Source organism: Novipirellula methanifontis, assembly GCF_052161655.1.
Lineage (GTDB): Bacteria > Planctomycetota > Planctomycetia > Pirellulales > Pirellulaceae > Novipirellula.
The window spans coordinates 10,080,382-10,100,775 of the sequence record NZ_CP197418.1; the positions used below are offsets into that span (position 1 = coordinate 10,080,382).

The window sequence follows — 20,394 nt, forward strand, 5'->3', positions numbered from 1 at the left end:
TTCCTACCGGCCGATCGCCATTCGTGTCAGACTGCTGCGGCTTTATAGATTCGATCCGCAAGTGGACGGTTGCAACCGATAGATGAATGTGCGATCGATCAACCTCGCGTTCTTGATCGATGCAGGATCAATCATCAGCCCCCCGAGAACGTCCACCAACGCACAGGCGGAGATCAGGTAGGAAGATTAGGGGTAGGAAAATGGGCTCGGTTTTCAATCTTTCTACCCCTAATTTTCCTACCTAATTCTTACTTCCTGCAATGGATCCCTGTTTTGGAAAAGTCAGGAACATTGGTGCGACAGAAAGATTCTCTGATCGACAGGAGTCTTTTATATTATTCTGTCGCGTTAATCTTTCTGTCTGTCCTAATTCCCTCGCCAACTTCCCTCTTTGTTCTCGCTGTAAAACTTGACGCTGTCGACAACGGCCTCAGGCGATCGGATCAACGTATTTGGCAGCATTATCTCGTAGCAGTCGTGCAGCCTCATCAACAGTACGATCGATGATCGTTCTGGCTGACTCAAGTGAATGAACCAAACCAACCGCCTCACCACCGCTGATATCCATCACACTGGAATCCCCTTGGCTCGCCGCAACTTCTAGTTCGAGTTGCAATTCCGTTCGAAACGGGTCGAGTTCGTTGGCCCGACCGTCCCACTTGCTGTTGAACGCGTTTCGAACGACCCGGTCGGCGATGCCGCTTGGAAATGGCACGCCGCGTATCTGGTCGTAAACGGCAGTTCGAATCGTGTCGTCCGTGCCGGCGGCAAGCAGGGGTGTTTGTTCCCACGAACCGCCACTCCATTCATGACTGGCAACAAACCGAGTCCCCATCGAAACTCCAGCCGCTCCCAACATTAGCGCGGCGGCCAAGCCTCGTCCATCCGCGATTCCACCCGCCGCAAGTACCGGAAGATTACCGACGGCGTCAACCACCGCGGGAACAAATGCCATTGTTCCCAGGGTTCCCGTGTGCCCTCCCGCTTCGCCTCCCTGGGCGATGATGGCGTCAACACCTGCATCGGCAGCTCGCTTCGCCTGCTCCAGGCTTTGGACCTGGGCGAATATTCGAATACCGCAGTCTCGTGCTGCATTGACATAGGGGGTGGGATCGGAGAAGGAGTGATTGATGACCGAAACTTGTTCATCCAAAGCGACTTGCACAAGTTCATCGATGCTTGAAAACGATGAGATAAAGCCGACACCAAACGGCCGATCCGTTAATGCTCGCGTGCTGCGGATCTGCTGCCGCAACCAGTCTGCGCCGCCGCGGGTTGTCCCGCCGATCATTCCTAATCCACCGGCATTGGACACGGCCGCAGCGAGCTCGGCAGCTGCTGTGCGACTCATGGGCGCGTTCAGGATTGGATGGTCAATTCCCAATAGGTCGCACAGAGAGGTGCGTATCATAATTCACAACCAGGGTTGGAAAACCTCGAAGCATTGCACAGCTACATTGCCATGCGTGACAGATGACGCTCCGCTGTGAGCTTACATCGCTCAAGCGGTGTGACAAGGTGGTTCATGCGTGGCCACGGTGCTTGCGATCATCGTTCGCTTTTCCACGCTCGGGCGAGCGTGGCTATACTGAAGGGGCGCTACTGAACGCGTTCAACGCAGCTAAGATAAAGTCAATTCCTTGCACCTTTCCTGCCTGGCACGCACAAACGCCTAAGTCCGATTTCCATGAGTTTCTCACGATCAATTCTTCGCTTCACATGTTTCTGCTCTGTCGTTGTTATGGTCTCCTGTCTATCGGCGTCGGCAGAGGATCCGAAAGCCGATGCGAGTGCGGCTTACGTTGCAAAAATGCGAGCTGTCGTCGATTTTCTGCAAACGGAGCTGAAAACCGCAACCGACCTATTGGAACGTCAGTCCAGTTCCGAAGCGGAGGTCGATCTGGCTCGTGTCGATCTGGCAAAAGCGCGCCACAACCTTGCATTCGCCGAGAACAACCAAGCCGAGGTTGTCCGTCAATGTCTTCTGCTGGTCGAAATACGCAACCGACAGTTGCAACGTCACGAGAAAATGGCCAGTCTAGGATTCGGGTCCAAATTGAAACGGACCATGGCGATGCGACGGCTGGCGGGTTCGCGATACCTATTGGCACGCGTGCAAGAAGATCCCGCTGACGCTCTCGATCAATTGGAACGGGTCGTTCAGCTCCACAACGAAGAGTTGACCTATTTGACGAAACAGCAGAAGGAAGGCGCCGTGTCCACAATGGAACTCAACCGTGCGCGGCATCGCACGACCGTCGCGGAGCATCATCTCGCTCACAGCAAAGAGGATTCGCAATCCGTCCTTCCCCAGCTTCGGCAATCCGCCGTGCTCTGTCAGCAAGAATTGGATCAAATCAAACGTCTCCGGCAACTTGGGTATGCCGACGTGCTCGACGAGTACGATGCCCACCGTCACCTTTTACATGCAAAGCTTCTGATAGCAGACATTGAGAACGAACCTACCGCGATGCAGCACCAATTCGATGAATTGATTCGACTTCATGAACAAACCTTGCCAAAATTAGGCAGCTATCGAAAAGGAAAATTAGCCCGCTTGTTTATCGAACAAGAACTAGCTCGTGATCAAGCGCGAAAAGCACAGTTTCTTCGAGACGGCTATCTGGCGGACGAATTGTGCATCGCCGCGATGGACTTCTAGCGATGAATCCTTCCAACACCCCCATCTCTTACTCTTAATCCCGATCGCGCTATCCCTGCTCAATCGTCGACGAGTACGATTAAGATTAGGAAGGGTGTACCCAGCAAAGGTACGGACGGTTACCGCGACGGGCGTGATCCTATGAGCCAGGACGAATCGCGGCAGAAAGATGGGGGTGTCTGGCAGTCTTTCTTACCGTTACCTTTTCTTCCTGCAGTCGGTATACGATGAGGCGTAGACAGGAAAATTGGTGCGACAGAAAGATTCTCTGATCGGTACAGGGCTCTTTCATTTTCCTGTCGCGTTAATTTTTCTGACTGTTCTGATTACTGTGCCAGACGCCACATCGAGTTGCGCCGGCGGGTTCGTTATCGCCGCTAATGCGACTTTGCGGTTCGATACGCCAGCGGATGGCTGCATCTGATAGATGAGATCGCGCATGACCAACCTTGCCTTCTTGATTGACGCAGGATCAATCATCAGCCCAGCCCAAGAAAGTCGGCCAACGTACACGCGGAGATCCGGTAGGAAGATTAGGGGTAGGAAAATGGACTCGGTCGGGAACCGTCCTATCCCTAATATCGCTACCTATTTCTTTATTCCTTCCTGCAAAAGATGCTTGTCTTGGCAAAGACAGAAAGATTCCCTGATCCACACGAGGCTTCTTCATTTTTCTGTCGCGTTAATTTTTCTGTCTGTTCTGATTACTGTGCCAGACGCCACATCGAGTTGCGCCGGCGGGTTCGTTATCGCCGCTAATGCGACTTTGCGGTTCGATACGCCAGCGGATGGCTGCATCTGCTAGATGAAGTTGTGCTGGATCAACCTCGATTTTCTTGATCGACGCAGGATCAATCATCAGCCCAGCTCAAGAAAGTCGGCCAACGTACAGACAGAGATCCGGTAGGAAGATTAGGGGTAGGAAAATGGGTTCGGTTTGGAATCTTCCTACCCCTAATCTTCCTACCTGATTCTTTCTTCCATCAATGGATACTTGAATTGGAATAGGCAGAAAGATTCTTTGGCCGACATGAGGCTTCTTCATTTTTCTGTCGCGTGAATTTTTCTGTCTGGTCCTGACTGCCGTGCGAGTGGCGGCATCGCATTAACTTAGTAGGCGGCGCTTACACATCGTGTCACGGCATCGCATGACTCGCGGACGGACGATGCGATTATCAAGCTCTACCTGTCGGCAGACCGCAGCGTCGCGTTCGCTTTGATCCCATCCGCCATCGACTGACCATTTTCTGCCTGCAAGATTTGGATGGCATCAGGATAGATTACGAAGAACTCATCCTTGGCATCCTCTCCATGCCCGAGGACCATGACCCGCCACAAGGGATGCTTGGCCAGCGTCTTTTGCACGTCTGCGACCGCCGAAGGGAGAATTTCTGAAAGATAGTCTGATGCCTGAATTTCAATCTTCTGTGTTCGATCAAAGAACTTGTCTTCGTAGACGAAGAAATCGCATTTTCCCTCCGCACCGGGAAATCCGTATACACTGCCGTGCCCCCAAAGGGCGGACATTACATCGGAGCGAACCTGCAAGAATTCTTCCAATGTCAGTTCGGGTAGTTCTTCGACCTCATGCCAGATTTTGCCCTCATAATTCGGTAAACAAGTCCTTGAAACATTGTACGCTCCAAGAAAGTCGCGTTCAGGCCTTTGCTTTCCAGCGAGATTGAATTCAAGGGGCGGTTTATCTGCGATGATGCGATCAATCATGACAAGACTTCGATCCCGGCTTTCGTCACTCGACGGATCACTTGACACCGTCTTTTCTAAGCGAGTCGCCCGCAAGGCAAGACCATGCAGTGTGCCCGTCGAGAATTGTATCCGCAGCACGGGACGCTGAAGGTCTTTGTAAATCGCATCTGCGATGTCTGTTTTGCCTGCTGCCCCCAGCCCACGACCGAACGCTCCAAGCAGGTCCACATCGGGGGCCACAGCCACGATTCGTTTACTCACGTCGAGTAACTCCCTATCCGACATCACTTGAGCAATCTGTTCGAAATGGTCGTTTACCGCAAAACCGAAATAAAATGCGTAGTGGCTATCAGCAAAGTCGGAATTTTCTGCATTGAAGAGCGTGTTGAGAGCGTCCGAAAAAAGCTCATTCGCCTTTTTGGCATAGTCCGACTCAGCACAAATCGTTCCCAGCGACAAAAGAGCCGAGCACCGGTCTCCGACCTCCCAGTCCTGGATCAGATCCATCGCATTATCGATCGCCTGGTTGAACGAGTCATTGTCATTTCGATGAGCGGCAACACGAGCACGGCATTCGAATTCGACTAACTTTGCATCTTCATCCGAGAAACCTCCTAAACGCGATTTCCATCGGCGCACGCCAGCAACCGTCTTCTCGATATAATCGGGGTCGCTCGGCACCCTTTTCTCACGCACCCGCTTCATCTGCTGTCGAATCGTCTCCTTTGCCTCTTTGTCATTTACGAGTGCGTACTGGGCCACGGCGTCCTCGTAGCGGTGAGCTTCGAGCAGTTCGTCGATGATAATCTTCCTAGCCCGGTTCCTCTGATCCGTGTCTTCGATCTTATCGAGAAGTTGGACGCTCTCTTCTAGATCGCCCCGTTGTGCTTGCCGCATCGCGATCAGTGATCGAGCACGTTGCACCAGACGCTCGTTCGGCAGAAGTGCAGCGGTCCTGTAGGCACCCTCAACATCGTCACTGGCCGACTGAGCGTCCGCAATGGAGAGCAAGGCGAATGGCACTGCCGAATCCGGCAGCCTCTCGCGCAGCAAGCTGATTGCCTTTTCAGCTCGCCCCCCAAGACTCAACGCGTGCCCAGCCATCATCATCATGGACTCGACCTGCCGTTCCTCCAGCGAATCGTCTTCATTCGACAGGGACTGGAGATTCTCAATAAGCAAATCGGCCCAAACGTCCGTTGGGTCGTCCTGCGACAGAGCCCAGTCAGGACAGAAGACAGCGACACCGAAAAACACAACAGTTGCTACGACGTGTATACGACTCATGCCCAAAGCCCTAAAGGATGTAAATTGACTCCATGTCGATTCTAGCAGCCACTGCAACATTACGTACGGTCACAAGCAATTTCGTCGCCCCACGTTGCTCCGGTCAACGCCATTGAGACAACTTTTCTGCAGGTGTTAGGTGCTGCAACTCAATTTGGCAATCCGTGCAATCGACACCGATTTTCAGCCGGACCAGTCGATGAAGTCACAGCGGGTTCGATAACAGAGAGAGAATTTCAGTCATGCTGCCCGTGCGGCCTGCTATACTTCCCGCTATAGAAGATTGACAGTCCCAAGATTTAGGCCTCTTGTCATGCGATCCGATACAGTTTCTCGTTTTATCTCTGCGATTTTGTTTCTCATCATTTCAGGAAACGCGTCCATGGCTTCGGATGCTCACCAATTAGCGAGACTTGGTGGACAAATGACATCGGCCGAAAAGACTTCGCTTGAAAAGACTGTATCGGAGAACCCGAGTGATGTCGAATCTCGAACAAAACTGCTTGGTTACTACTTCACTAAGGGACGGCAAGATCCCGATGCGAAGGACGCCAGACAACGTCACGTTGAGTGGTTAATTAAGAATGCTCCCGAATCGGAAGTACTTGGGCTTCCTTACAGCCATCTCAACAAAGTGCTCGAACGCGATGGCTACGAAAGTGCAAGGCAAGCATGGTTACAAGTCGTCCAACAGTCACCTGAAAACTTGACTGTACTTCGGAATGCATCCAAGTTCTTTTTATTGCATGATCGCGACACTGCGGAAGAGCTCTTGCTCAAAGGGCAAATACTCGCTCCAAACGATCCCCAATGGCCTGCGGCACTCGGCCATCTCTACTCGCTTGGATTGACCTCACGTCCCATGGGACCGGAACGAGAAGCCAACGCAACGAAGGCGTTTCGTCAATTTGAATTAGCTTATGAACATTTGGTCCCGATGCGGCGAGATACCCTGCTGTCAGACTTAGCTAAGACCGGGCTAGAGGCCGGCCTGATCGACGACGCGAAGAAATACGCCGAGCTGATGCTTGACGATGACACCGCGAGTTGGAATCAGGGCAATCATATTCATCATGGAAATCTGATTCTTGGCCGGATTGCCCTTTCCTCTGGCGATGTTGACGAGGCAAAGTCGCGGTTGCTTCTTGCCGGCAAGACCAGTGGTTCACCCCAGCTAAATTCGTTCGGACCAAACATGCTGTTAGCGAAGGAGTTGCTTTCGCAGGGCGAGAACAAAGTGGTCTTGGAGTACTTCGAGCTCTGCAAGCGGTTCTGGAGTTCTCCCCGGCGAGAACTGGAGCAATGGATCGACGAAGTGAAGGCTAACCGCATGCCGCAGTTCGGAGCCAATCTTGCGTACTAACCAGTTGCCGCACAGTTTCGACATTGATCTTACAAAATGTGGCTCGGATCGCGTCCAGGTTGAACAGCACCAGCAGGTCGATTAAACCGGAGCATTTCGGAAAAATGAGAAGGCGAATCCACTGCCGGGCACCTGATGACGTCAGCTGGACAAACTTCCATCTCCAAACGATTCTGATGGTGCGCTGAAACACTGAACTCTGACGCACACTACGGCTATCAGCTTGCTCATCCCGGTGGTCGACGGCGCAGACACCCAAGGCCATATACCTCGGCTCCAACCAAGTGACTTTTGTATAGCCCCACTCCGCCTTGGTCGATGCAACCTACCTCATGAGCCGATCGGCCAAAATCACGTCGGTATCCTTCACTGATCTAGTAACTGCTCCGGTGCCTGCCACCGGAGCAGGTTGGCAATGTCGTGAAAGACACATCGGTGCCACCACCTCCGCGCTCAAGAAAAATCGCTCCGAGATCTCGGTTTGTCCAACCGCCAGCAATTTGGCCGTGCCGCAACTTACATCGGTCTCCTTCACAGCTAAAGTTTGGCCATTCTGCGATGGGACGATGCAACCGAGACATTTTCTTCAATATTTTCAGCGTTTGTTTGAGAAAAGAAACATCGGCTGCGATAACATCGATTACGGCATGAACGTGACTGCCAACAATGCAATTCCGTTGTTACACAACAGCATCCCACGAACGTAATCCCCGTTTTTCCCCCGCTGTCCCATTGCAGAATCATGCCATTCAGCGATTTCGATTTGGAAGCATTTCTGACCTGTTCCACGAAAGGATATTTGCGATCTGTCGGTAGTGATGCCACGGAACCTGAATTTGCTGAACATCATAAGCACATCGTGAATAGTTTGGCCCGACAAGCCCGCATTGCTGTCGCAAAGAATTTCGCAACAGATGCCTGTCCATTGAACGTCTCATTCGTTGACGCCTTTCGTTACTCGAACGCAACAGTTCTCGTGGACTGCGGTATTGCAACCCATTCGATAAAAACAACACTTCACGGTGTCGAACGCGTTACGACGAAAAACAGATTCTCGCAATACATTCCAATTCGCCGAATCCTAAGCCAACAAATCAGGACGATCGACAGAATCTTACTGGCATTCGACGCTCTTGCAATTGAATCACAAACCAGCAGAATGCCCACGTTTGGCCGTATTGTTTTCGGATGGGATGCGGACCAATGCCGAAAAGTGAAATTAACCGATGGCAATGTTGACTCGGCTCGCACAGCTCTGGAAGACCTTCTTGGCTTTCGAAGTGGCCATCCACCTCCCGAACTGGTACTTAATCGGCATTGCTCAGAGTGTGGATTTCAGACTCGCTGCAGGAACCTTGCGACCGAAAACGATGATCTGAGCCTCATCTCCGCAATTAGCGAAAAGGAACGAATAAAGCTACGCGAGAAAGGCATTTTCACAGTAAATCAGTTGTCGCATACGTTTTCACTTCGACGCAATCGCAAGAATCCGGACTCGATTTATCGCAAACGCTATCATTCGTTGACGGCCCTCGCAATTCGAGAACGAAAAACGCACGTTCTTGGACAGCCAGTCTTGAAGCTTGGCAAGTCCCCGGTTTTCTTGGACGTGGAATCGAGTCCATCGCAAGATTTCTTCTATTTGATCGGCATTTGTTATCAAAACGGGAATTCCCTCGACTACACACCTTTTTGGGCTGACGATCCTTCACAGGAATCCGTGATCTGGAATAACTTCGTGGCGACGTTAAGGGCAATGCAATTCTCAACCGTTGTGCACTACGGGAGCTATGAAAAGGTGTTCTTAGAGAAATTGAACGAGCGCCACTCAAGATCCGAAGACGACAAACAATTTGTTACCGATCTCGCTAAGAATTCGTGTAACGTTCTTTCAACAATCTATTCGCACGTCTATTTCCCCGTTTATTCCAACGGTCTGAAAGCGATTGGTGGCCACTGCGGATATGCATGGAATGTACCAAACGCGTCGGGTGCGAGATCAGTTTTGTGGCGTGCCGAATGGGAGGAGAAGAACGACGACCAATGGAAGCAACAACTTATCGATTACAACGCAGATGACTGTCGGGCTCTCGCACTTGTTACAAAAACAGTATCCCAGTTCTGCTTTGATCAATCCTCAGAAGAAGTAGTTTCGGTTAGCAATCCGTCTGACATAGAAATGCATGGGCACTCAAAAAAAGACTTTTCAGTCGAAGTTTTTAAGTCCATCAACGCTGCAGCTTACTGGGATCACCAAAGAGATATGGTGTATGTAAAGTCCTCTCGCCGATTGAAGACCATCGGAAAAAGGCAACGACTTGCGAGTCGTCGAATGGAACCCAACAGAATCGTTGACCCTGATTCGCCCAAGACGTGTTTGCAATGTGGAGGAACAACGTTTTCGAAGAAGCAGTTAGGCACACGGACGGTGTACGACCTCAAATTCACAAACCGAGGAATTACGAGGGACGTTGTAAGAAATGTGGCGCGTGAATTTCACTGCAAAACGTGTGGAAAAATCGTAGAGATTTATCCGCCGTCGTGGTCCAATCGAAAATATGGACGCGGTTTTGTCGCCTTCTCAATCTATCACATGGTGCATCTCTGCATATTGCAGAGGGCGATTGCTCGAACCATAAACGAGCTTTTCAGCTTCAACGTTTCTGAAAAAGCAGTACGCCACATCAAAACTGTTGCAGCCGAATTTTACAACAACACCTATGAACAGATCAAAACACGCATCGTTGCAGGAAAGCTGGTCCACGCCGACGAAACACTGATCAAGCTCAGGGACGGATCTGAAGGTTACGTCTGGGTGCTTGCTAACATGGAGGAAGTCTACTTCTTTTTTACTAGAACCCGCGAGTCAGAGCAGGTGAAGGGGTTGCTCGAAGGGTTCTCTGGAGTTCTTGTTTCGGATTTTTATCCGGGTTATGAATCGATACCCTGCCCACAACAGAAATGCCTCATCCATTTAATGCGCGACCTCAATGATGACCTCCTGAAACAGCCTTTCAATTCCGAACTTCGGATCCTGGCGTCCAAGTTCGGTGCAATGCTTCAGTCCATTGTGGAAACCATTGATGAAGCCGGACTAAAGTCGAAGGCTTTGAAAACACACCAAGTAGATGTGACCACTTTTTATGATTGGCTGGAGGAAGTTGAGTATTCAAATGGCGTGTTTCAGCACTTTAAGGAACGTTTCGAAAAGAGTCGCAGCAAGCTGTTTACGTTCTTGGATCATGACGACATTCCGTGGAACAACAACAATGCAGAGCACGCGATCAAGGCATTTGCGAAATTGCGCAACGCAATCGAAAAACTCAATGGAGAGCGGTCAATTGCCGAGTACTTAGTCCTGCTTTCCGTGAGTGTCACCTGCGAATTCCAAGGCGTTCCTGTTTTGACGTTTTTACGCTCCGGTCTGGATGACATCGATGAGTATATTAAGAGACGTCGATAGATTGAATGAGTTCATCGGGGTGCAAGAGACCGATTCACTTTCGGTGCTTTGCCCACGATGCGTCGGAGTGAATGCGTGAACAAAGGCGGGGACGCTTCGCGTGGGGTCTGGCCTTGTGTTCGGTTTTCCGCCCGTTGGCGTGTGGAGTCATTGACGAACCTGCGATGGCCCCGAATGGTGAATAAAAACTCGCGGGTATTGGACAAACGTCTGCGTCGAAGGAATTAAACAAATTGGAGAGCCTCGTGGACCGAGCACTTTTTCGGGTGATTTGTGGTGAACTGTGTTTTAGGGCCAAATCAAACCGATTGGTAATTTCAAATCGCCCAAAACAGACACAGCGTCGCACGTTACCCCCCTGATTCCTCCGGCCCACATTTCGTACACTGCACCCCTCTGCTATCAGCGCGGACAATTCGATTCTTCGTCAGTCTCGTTGCGTTTTAGCAAATCAAGTTCCCCACCCACTCTCCAAAAAGCAATTTTTGGAACCGACACGCTTCTTCCGATTCATTGAGGTTCATTACCCATGGTGTCAATTCTCGCGGATAAACTGCACGAGTATCCCCAACAAGATGTGATCGACGGAACCGGCGGAGGACCGGATTCGATTCTCGATGACTGCCTTAATCAGAACGGCGGGGTGTTGCAGCTATTGCACCGGTACGCCGGCCGGACATTTTGTACGCCGGGTAAACGCCTTCGCCTTGATGCCAAATCGTACTACCCGGACTACATGAACGGGACAGGACTCGATGAACTGTGGATGTGCTGCACCGTGCCCATCGTGACGGGGGTCATCGATACTCGCACGAATAAAGCACCGTTCCGTGAAGGTGAATCGCACGTCCTGACTCCGAACGGGCAGTTCATCTCGTTGCAGGATCTGATCGCCGCCAATCCTGAAGCTGTCATGGGTGAGAAGGTAACCGCGTTTGCGAAATCACTTTATGGAACGCCGACTTGGCCGATTGTTTCAAAGAAGTTTGACAATCTCAATCCAATCCCGCATCACCTTCACTGGTCAAAGTGGGAAGTGTACGACATCAATTCTTTCGACAATCCTGGAGTCTGTCCATCGCATTACCACACCACGGCGATGGGACTGTATCCGTTCGTGACCAAGGATGATTTCCTTGCGTGTATGAAGCGTTTCGGACAGGATGAATACAACGGGGTTCGGCATTTATCACCGCACGTGATGATGCAACTTGACAATGGTTTCGTGATGCCAAACGGTGTGCTGCACTCGCCGACGGACCTTTGCACGCACGAGCTGCATGTCACGATGGATGAGCACTTCTTGGCCGAGGATCTCACGCTTGACGGACGTATCGGAGCAGCGGATGCGTTTTACGCATGTAGGGAAGAGGACTATCCGAAGGATCGTCACGAGGACTGGGATTACTTGGTAGAGAAGTTTGACTTCGCAGCCAATCAGGATCCCGATTTCGTCCAGAAGAATCGGCGTCCGGCAATCACGGCCGAAGAATTTGCAGGTGACGGTGTCGATGCTAAGTGGATTGTTTACGGTGATTTCCTCGGCGATCAGAAGTGCTCGATTCTGCGGCTTACTGTGCAGCCTGGCGGTAAGACTCATTTTTGTCCGGAGAGCCCCGCGCTGTTCCACACCAATGGTGGAAGCGGCCGCGTCGGAAAACTCAAAGTGCAATGTCACCAAGATATGATTCTCGGCGAGATCTATCCCGAAATCGGGTTCATCACGCAGGCCGCACTTGCCAGCGGTGGCGTTGAAATTGAGAACACTGGATCGGAACCCCTTGTGTTGACCTTCGATTTCCCGCAAAGCGCACATTCCAAGACACCCGGTGCCGGGGTAACGAGCTAGAGCAATTTTCGATTTGCCGTGGGTCGGCCATTGTTGGCCGACCCTCAAGTAGCGGCGACGGCCCCGACTGGCGAATAAAAACTAGCGGATATTGGACAAACGTCTGCGTCGAAGGAATCAGCCAAATTGAAGTCGTTGGCGTTCACTGCAGGCCAGAGGGTGATACCGCAGCTGCGACTGTGTCGGCCTCCGGCCTGAAAAAACGAACGAACGCGAGATGTTAGAGGCATCCTAAGCTGGACGCTCTCTCACGCGAAAGCGGCTCACTAAATCAACAAGACGTTGACGAATTCCGTTACGTAAAAAATGTATAGAGCCTGAAGAGTTGGCAGTTCAGCGATCGGCTTCGGTTGGATGGTGACGGAATCGGGTTTCGTGGACCGAAAGTCTTAACGACTTCCGCTACGCTAAAAAAAAGCTACTCGGGATCAAAACCGTAGGGCAGCCAGTACTCGCCACAATCCGAGCAGGCTGACCAACGCAACGACCGACCAAGCGGCGTAAACGCCTACTGGCGAAATCGCCAGTGACGACGCGGCGGTGCGTTTTTGAATCACGACCAACATCAGCGCGGCGACGATGGGTAACAGCATTCCGTTGGTGACTTGCGCGACAACAATCGTGAACACAGGACTGCCATGCATCATCATGGCCGCTGTCACGCCAGCGGCGATGACCGAGATCGCGATCGCTCGAAACGCTTTGCTGCTGGGATTCGTTGACCACCCCAAACAACCGCAGACCGCATAGGCGGTTGCCAAGGGCGCGGTCACCGCGCTGGTCAGACCGGCACAGAACAGTCCGATCGCAAAAGCATGTCCGCTGAATGGACCCAGCGTCGGTCGCAGCCCGGCGGCAATCTGATCGGGAGTGTCCCAGCGGATTCCTTGGTCGAAAAACGCTCCACTGGCCGTCAGTAGAATCGCCGCAGTGACCAAACCTCCGAGTGAAATTGAGATCGCGGTGTCCCACCGCGCGTGGAGGATCGCATCGTCTGCCGGAACCCCCTTCCACGTGGATGCCGAGCGACTGGCGTGCAAAAACAGGTTGTAGGGAACGATCGTTGTTCCGATCATCGCCAAGACCAACGTCAGATTCTCGGAGGTAACCCGCGGTACGAATAATCCCGCGGTCACTCGCCCCAGCGAAGGCAATCCGGCCGCCGCGGTATAGAGAAAGGCGATGCTCAACAGCACGACCAGGCAAACGAGCACGCCCTGCAGCAATCGCTCGCGGCCCGTTGCGATGATCAACGTGGTGACGATCCCCAGCACCGCAGTCCAGGCTTGCGTGGATCCACCCAGCAGCGACGAGACGCCCACCACGGCGCCCGTCAGATTCCCCGTTTGATAGGCGGCGTTGCCAAACCCGATCGCGATGATCACCAACCCCAGCAAAGGACGTAACCAAGGCGAAGTTTTCAGCACGGCGCGGATCGCTTCGCTGAGCCCGCTGCCGGTGAGGATCCCCAATCGTGCTGCCATCGATTGCAACAAAATCGTCCCGATCACCGCAAACAGCACCGTCCACAGTAACGTGCAACCAAACTCGGTGCCCGCTCGGCTGGCCGTGACCACGGTCCCAGGGCCAATGAACGCTGCGGTGACCAGCAGGCCGGGGCCGCTGACCAGCCGAAATCGCCGCCGCGTCGGTTGCGCCGCGTCACTCATGACCGTTTTCGCTTGCACGGGTGCTCTCGCTTGCTTGGGTGAGCGCATACAGACCAAACGTGGCTAACCAATGGTCACCCTCGTAGTGCCCGCTGTTGACGTAGGCCAATCCCGCGGCCAGATGTTTCTTGGCGCTCTCCAGCAGCGGTTGGCGCAGCCGATGATCTTTGGGCAACGCGTTTGCCACGGCCCGCAGACACCAGGCGCGGTTTAGGTTCAGCCCCGCCAAATGTACCAACTTGCCATCCGTAATATCGCTCACGTGTACCGGCGCGATCGTCCCATCGCTGAGTTGCACGGCGACGTCGGGTACAAATTTTTCCAGCCAGCGAACAAATTCCGCAGTTGGCATCACGCGGCGCATCAAATCCGCTTCGTTCCATCCGGACGAAAAGAAATCGTGCCCCGACGGTTCGTACTGCACCGGATAATCGACGTCGCTGCGGTAGAACGCACCGGCGCGATCGATCACCAGCTGTTCCAGCGGGGCAAGCTGCATCGCGCGGGCGTAGTCGAGAATTTGCCCGAGGGCAAATCCGGTATCGGTATGTTGACCGGTGCGGATCGGAAACGTCAACAACGGCAAATAGGCCGTGATCCGCTCGACGAACAACGCTTCCAACGGCCTCAAGTTCTCACGCCAAATTTGTGCATCGGCGTCGTCCCAGCGGTCGAGTTCGAGCACCAGTCGCAAATACCAAGCCCATCCGTACATGCGTTCGAAGCTCTTGTGTTCATCGCGACGAAAGAACTCGGTTTCACGCTGGATGTTTTCCCGCGTCAAGTGCGCCGCCAGCGCTGTGCGGATTCTCGGGGCGGCCTCCATCGTGGGATGGGTGCGTAGCAATCGAGCCAGCAGCCAATGCCCATGCACGCTGCTGTGCCAATCGAAGCAACCGTAGAACGCGGGAAAGTTTTCCTTGGGTGTCTTGATCTGGTCCGCATCGACGTAGACCAGTGACAGCTTATTAGGAAACTCGGTATCGATCGCACCCAACACCAACGCAGCCCACTCGCCAGCCACCGTCGCATCGATCGTCCCAAACCGGATCGCCGCGTCGTCGGTCCCCCCATCGCTGGTCTGCCCCATCAATGAACTCGTTTGCGCTGAGAAGGCGAGAAGTGACAAGAGACAAACCGAAATCGGGCGGAAGTGCGGCATGGAAAAACTGATGGGGTGAATAGGTGGAGTCGCGTGGGCTGAACATCGCATCCGACATTCTAAGCCACACCCGTCCGACGTCGACCCAAGAACCGTTGGCGATCGCCCAAACGCAAAGCGGTGAAGTATTTCGCATGCGAAAGAAGTTTTGTAGCGAAACTCGCCAAGAGTTTCGGGGGCTACTTGCTCACCTCTTAATCTTAATCCTGTCCGCGCACGCCGCTCCCGCGCGGACGAAGTCCGCCGTAGAAGATTAGGATTAAGAGTATGAGTAAGATTAAGAATGGGTCGGGCAAACTAGCGGGCGACACAACCGCTGTCACTGTATCGGCCTCCGGCCTGGGGGCATTCGCTTTTGATCCAGCAGTCTCATGAAGAGTTTTGGGGGAAGCTCGCCTTGGATCGAAAGTCTTGACGACCTGTTGATTTAGTGAGCCGTGACGCGTCAGCGGCCGGGTTCCACGCGTTACCCGGTGCCTTACGGCCCACGGCTCACCGTGCGATTTGCATTTGGATTAAATCAATCGACCGTTGACGACTTCCGCTTCGGATTCGAAATACACGTCAGTGTGTCGGCCTCCGGCCTACTCGCTTGCTAGTATACCAGCAGTCTTCGAAGTTGGTGGAGAGTTTGCAATGAGACTCCGGCCTTACTTGCTCGGTCGGCCCTCACCCGAGCATCGCTGAAGGCTCTGCTCGACCTCTCCCAAACTGCGTTTGGGAGAGGTGACAGTACACTCGCGCAACGCCGGATTCTATCTCAGCAGTCACCGACGTTGGTGGAGAGGTGACAGAATCGCTGCTCACGCCAGGACTTCGTGGATCACGTCGCCTTCGACGTTGGTGAGCCGGCGCTGGACTCCGTTGTGCTCGAACGTCAGTCGCTCGTGATCGAGGCCCAACAAGTGCAAAATCGTGGCGTTGAAATCGTACAGCGGGCGGATGTCTTGTACCGCTTTCTGACCAAGCTCATCTGTTACGCCGTGGCTGACGCCTGGCTTCACTCCGGCTCCGGTCAACCAGCATGTAAAGCCGTCGGGGTTGTGATCACGTCCTTTCGCTCCCTTTTGAAAGAATGGCATACGACCAAACTCGGTACACCACACCACCAACGTGTCTTCGAGCAGACCACGCGACTTCATGTCTTTGATCAGTGCGGCTGTGGGCTGATCCAAGATGGCCGCATGTTTATCGTATTGCTCCTTCAACTTGCTGTGCCCGTCCCAGTTCAACTCGCCACCGCTGGCGTAGGCGCCGTTGAACACTTGGACAAAGCGAACGCCGCGTTCGATCATCCGCCGAGCGAGGATACAGTTGCGTGCGAATGCGGCTCGCGTTGGATTCGATTCATCGTCGGCACCGTAACTGCGAAGTACATGTGCGGGTTCGGTACTCAAGTCGCTGATCTCAGGGACACTCAATTGCATTCGTGCAGCCAGTTCGTAGCTGGCGATCCGCGCCGCCAATTTTCCGTTGCCGGGATGTTGGTCGTGGTGACGATCGTTCATCTGCTGCAATAACGAACGGGTCGCTCGGTCGGCGTCCGTGCCAACGCCGTCGGCCGTCAGATGCCGAATTGGATTCTTTGAACTCAGCGGAGTGCCTTGAAACGCGGCGGGCAGGAAACCTGGTCCCCAGTTGTTCGATCCATTTTGCGGCACTCCGCGAGGATCGGGAATCGCCACGTAAGCTGGCAGGTTCGCATTCTCGCTGCCCAACGCGTACGTCGCCCACGAACCGAGGCTTGGAAAACCGTCGAGGATGTTGCCGGTAGAGAGGAAATTCTCGGCCGGTCCGTGCGTGTTGCTCTTGCTCGTTAGCGAGTGGACAAACGCGATATCGTCGGTCAATTCAGCCAGATGTGGGATCATATCGCTGACCCATTTGCCGGTTTGCCCTCGTTGCCGGAACTTGTATTGAGGTCGAGCCAGATCTCCGGCGGGGCCTTGGAACGTCACCGCCGGACCACCGGCAAGCGGCTTGCCATCCTGTTTGATCAGCTCGGGTTTGTAGTCCCACGTCTCGAGTTGGCTGACTGCTCCGGCACAAAATATCACCAGTACATTTTTGGCTTTGGCCGGATAATGCGAAGCACGAGGGACAAACGGCCGAGCAGGATCGATCGCGGGCGATGCGGCTTGCGCCGTGCCATGACCGAGTAAATCGAGCAGCGCGACCGACCCCAGTGCCGAGGCGGTGCTGCTCAGAAACCCACGTCGATTCAGCGGCGTGAATTCGCTGCGAGATAGCATTGGATCGTGATCGTTCATCAGCGAAGTTTTTTTCGAATTAGGGCAAGAACAAAAATTCGTTACTGTTAAACAAGGCTCGGCAAAGTGATTGCAATCCGTAATCGCGGACGACGGGCATCGCGTCGGAGACCTCTTCCGCGGTCGCCGCTCGGTTCAATGCAATCTCATACGCCAAGCGGATCTGCGTGTCGAGTTCGTCCGAATTCAATTCAGATTTCACTCGCGTTGCGAACGCTTCGGATTGCTCGAGCGTAAAACGGCTATTGAATAGATTCAGTGCTTGAATCGGCGTGGTCGACTCGATTCGCCGAGCAGTGCTCTGTCCGCCATCGGGACAATCAAACGCGCCAAACACCGCATCGCGTTCGCGACGGACTTTGTGAGCGTAAATCATTCGTCGGAGGCCGTCGCCGCTGAACGACTCGACAGGAGTGAACCCTGATAAACCGCCACGTTGGTTGAACAGATTGAATCCGCGTCCGCCCATCTTGAAATCCAGCCGTCCGCCGGTCATCAGCATCGCATCGCGGATCGTTTCGGCATCCAAGCGACGTGTGGGGAATCGCCACAGCAACCGCCCGTCGGCATCGGTCGCAAATGCGTCCTCATCGAACTGAGTCGATTGCCGATAGGTGGCTGACAATACGACGGTGCGGTGCATTTGTTTGACCGACCAGCCTGAATCGATGAACTGCCCTGCCAACCAGTCGAGCAGCTCGGGATGAGTCGGTTTTGTGCCCATCCGACCAAAGTCGCTGGCGGTTTCGACGATCCCCATCCCAAAATGACTTTGCCAAATTCGGTTCACCATCACGCGAGCGGTCAACGGGTTGTCTGGATCGGTAATCCAATCCGCGAGCACGGCTCGCCGCTGTTGCTCAGGAGCATCCACCGGCAATGCAATCGAATCAAACGAGGCGAGCACGGCGGGTGGGACCGCATTTTGAGGTTGTTCAGGGTCACCACGCAGCAGTAAATGAATCTCGTCGGGGGTGCGGAATTTCCCCGCAAACGCCAATGGAATCTCTGACAATCTCGCAATCCGCTTTTCGAGCTCGATCCTGCGATGGTGTAGCTTGGTTGCTTGTGCTGCTTCGTCGGTGGCGAGTCCTTCGGTCGAAAACGCTGTCGGCTTGGACTTGCCCGCGTCAAACGGGGCACGATCCGATGCATCGGCGACTCGCGTCCATGCTCCTTTTTCGTCCGCCACTTCGATCGTGTAGTCGGTCGCTAATCGGTCGGCGAACTTGCCTTCGCGGTCGCGGCCCCAGGAGACACGTTCGATTTCCGTCGTTTTAGCAAGCTCAATCTCGACCCAGCCTTTGCCGGTCTGGTTGGACATCCAGCTTGCTGAATTGCCGTAACGTCCGTCGTTGAGAAACCGCAGCTCGTGACGGTTCTTTTGAGTTCTGTCCCCCGACGATGTAACGGTCGCACCGCGACTGGCCAATGCGAGATTGTTGCCCTCGGTGTCAAAGATCTCCAGCTCGTCGATACACGGCTCTAACTTGTTGGTCGCGTTGATCGTGAACCGCACGCGGTTGGTCCGGACCGGAGCGAAACGGTCGATATTCAGTCGTGCATTGATCGCAGGACGTGTGACGCTGGAATTTACAAGCGGCGTGAAGCGAGCAAGTTGGTTATCGAGATCGGTCAATTCCGATTTCAGCTTCGCTGTCTCACTACGTCGCGACTTGGCTTCTGCGGGATCGATTTCGCGATCTGCATACTCGACTCCGGACACAAACGCCTGCATCGCGTAATAGTCATGTTGCGAAATTGGATCAAATTTGTGGTCATGGCATCGCGCGCAGCCGACGCTCAAACCAAGAAACGTTTGGGTGATGTTGACGACGATCTCATCAATCGAATCTTGCCGTGCCAAACGCTTTGAGGGTTCGTCTTTCCCGATCTGTCCCGGCAATAACACCGAAGCGGTGATCAGAAATCCGGTCGCCGCATTTTGATCCAACGCGTCGCCCACGATTTGTTCACGAATAAAGCGATCGTAGGGTGTGTCGTTGTTGAAGGCATCAATGACGTAGTCACGGTACAGCCACGCATTTGGCCGTTCCGTGTTGACTTCGAAGCCATGCGTGTCGGCATACCGCACCACGTCCAACCAATGCTGAGCCCAGCGTTCGCCATAGCGAGGCGATTGCAGCAAGCGGTCCACCACAGCTTCGTAGGCAGTGTCATCGTCGCCCACCGCTTGCAGAAACGCATCCACTTCATCGGGCGTCGGAGGCAGCCCGGTTAAATCGATCGTCACACGTCGCAGCCAGACACGCGGATCAGCAGGGGGCGCGGGGGCGAGTCCTTCGCTTTCTAGGCGGGCGAGCACAAAGCGGTCCAGATCGCTGCGAGGCCAAGCGGTGTCATCGACGGCCGGTGCAACCGCGTCCGCAATCGGATGAAACGACCAGTGGTCGAGTCGATCTTCGAGCACAGCGAGGTCAACGCCATCGGGCCAGACCGCATCTTGTTCGACCCAGCGGGTCAACGTCGCGATCTCAGCGGGCGAAAGTGGATCGGCGTCGGGCGGCATCCGCGAATCTTCGTCGTCGGTAGTGACCAGTTCGATCAGCGGGCTGTCGTCGATATCGCCAGGCACCACGAGCTCGCCGTAGCCATCGCCCCCTTTGAGCGCTTCGGATTTGATATCCAGCCGCAGACCGCTCTTTTGCTTCGATTCGCCGTGGCAGGAATAGCAATGTTTTTCAAAAATTGGCCGAACATCGCGAACGAAATCGACGACTTCGGCTGCAGCTTGGCTTTGCAGGAGACAGGCGAGCACGACAAAGGCGAGAGCTCTTTTCATGGGATTTCTCAGCACCATTGGCAAGCGACACAGGGTGCATCGTCGGGGAGGGTGGGATTTGGTCAGGGCGAGGCTACTATCTTACCCTCAAATGCCTCGCCGTGCTGCCGATTTGACGGTACGCGGTGACTTTGCTCCGGCGAAGCGGGTTAAGTGGG

11 protein-coding genes are annotated in these 20,394 nt (G+C 53.8%); 5 read left to right on the plus strand and 6 right to left on the minus strand.

Going from position 1 to position 20,394, the window contains the following annotated elements; translation table 11 throughout:
- Positions 1-430: 430 nt before the first annotated feature.
- A complete protein-coding gene (locus tag SH528x_RS35850; RefSeq protein WP_442508209.1) occupies positions 431-1,411 on the minus strand; it encodes an NAD(P)H-dependent flavin oxidoreductase in 981 nt (326 codons plus the stop codon).
- Between the two features lie 330 nt (positions 1,412-1,741).
- Between SH528x_RS35850 and SH528x_RS35855 the strand changes: the two genes are divergently transcribed.
- The gene (locus tag SH528x_RS35855; RefSeq protein ID WP_442508210.1) at positions 1,742-2,662 is read left to right on the plus strand and encodes a hypothetical protein; all 921 of its coding nucleotides are present in this window, start codon (positions 1,742-1,744) and stop codon (positions 2,660-2,662) included.
- A gap of 1,182 nt (positions 2,663-3,844) precedes the next feature.
- Here SH528x_RS35855 and SH528x_RS35860 read toward each other — a convergent pair.
- Positions 3,845-5,656 (minus strand): hypothetical protein, encoded by a 1,812-nt coding sequence (locus tag SH528x_RS35860; protein WP_442508211.1) that lies wholly within the window; start codon positions 5,654-5,656, stop codon positions 3,845-3,847.
- 313 nt (positions 5,657-5,969) lie between these two features.
- Here SH528x_RS35860 and SH528x_RS35865 point away from each other — a divergent pair, with 313 nt between their 5' ends.
- The 4 genes from SH528x_RS35865 to SH528x_RS35880 all read left to right on the plus strand — a co-directional run bounded on the left by SH528x_RS35865 (position 5,970) and on the right by SH528x_RS35880 (position 12,331).
- Positions 5,970-7,019: a tetratricopeptide repeat protein gene (locus SH528x_RS35865; RefSeq protein ID WP_442508212.1), complete on the plus strand. Its 1,050-nt coding sequence runs from the start codon at positions 5,970-5,972 to the stop codon at positions 7,017-7,019.
- Between the two features lie 311 nt (positions 7,020-7,330).
- Complete coding sequence (locus SH528x_RS35870) at positions 7,331-7,726, plus strand: hypothetical protein (RefSeq protein WP_442508213.1); 396 nt, start codon at positions 7,331-7,333, stop codon at positions 7,724-7,726.
- Positions 7,727-7,761: 35 nt separating this feature from the next.
- Positions 7,762-10,482: a TM0106 family RecB-like putative nuclease gene (locus SH528x_RS35875; RefSeq protein ID WP_442508214.1), complete on the plus strand. Its 2,721-nt coding sequence runs from the start codon at positions 7,762-7,764 to the stop codon at positions 10,480-10,482.
- A gap of 529 nt (positions 10,483-11,011) precedes the next feature.
- On the plus strand, positions 11,012-12,331 hold the full coding sequence (locus SH528x_RS35880; RefSeq protein WP_442508215.1) for a hypothetical protein: 1,320 nt from the start codon (positions 11,012-11,014) through the stop codon (positions 12,329-12,331).
- A 428-nt stretch (positions 12,332-12,759) separates the two neighbouring features.
- Here SH528x_RS35880 and SH528x_RS35885 read toward each other — a convergent pair whose 3' ends face one another.
- The 4 genes from SH528x_RS35885 to SH528x_RS35900 all read right to left on the minus strand — a co-directional run bounded on the left by SH528x_RS35885 (position 12,760) and on the right by SH528x_RS35900 (position 20,236).
- A complete protein-coding gene (locus tag SH528x_RS35885; protein WP_442508216.1) occupies positions 12,760-14,019 on the minus strand; it encodes an Nramp family divalent metal transporter in 1,260 nt (419 codons plus the stop codon).
- Entirely contained in the window at positions 13,994-15,163 is a 1,170-nt protein-coding gene (locus SH528x_RS35890; protein WP_442508217.1) for a DUF2891 domain-containing protein, read from the minus strand. Before SH528x_RS35890 ends, SH528x_RS35885 begins: the two co-directional genes overlap by 26 nt.
- Positions 15,164-15,966: 803 nt before the next feature.
- Positions 15,967-17,433 (minus strand): DUF1501 domain-containing protein, encoded by a 1,467-nt coding sequence (locus SH528x_RS35895; RefSeq protein ID WP_442508218.1) that lies wholly within the window; start codon positions 17,431-17,433, stop codon positions 15,967-15,969.
- 19 nt (positions 17,434-17,452) lie between these two features.
- Positions 17,453-20,236, minus strand: coding sequence for a DUF1553 domain-containing protein (locus SH528x_RS35900; RefSeq protein ID WP_442508219.1), 2,784 nt, complete (start codon positions 20,234-20,236; stop codon positions 17,453-17,455).
- Positions 20,237-20,394 lie beyond the last annotated feature (158 nt).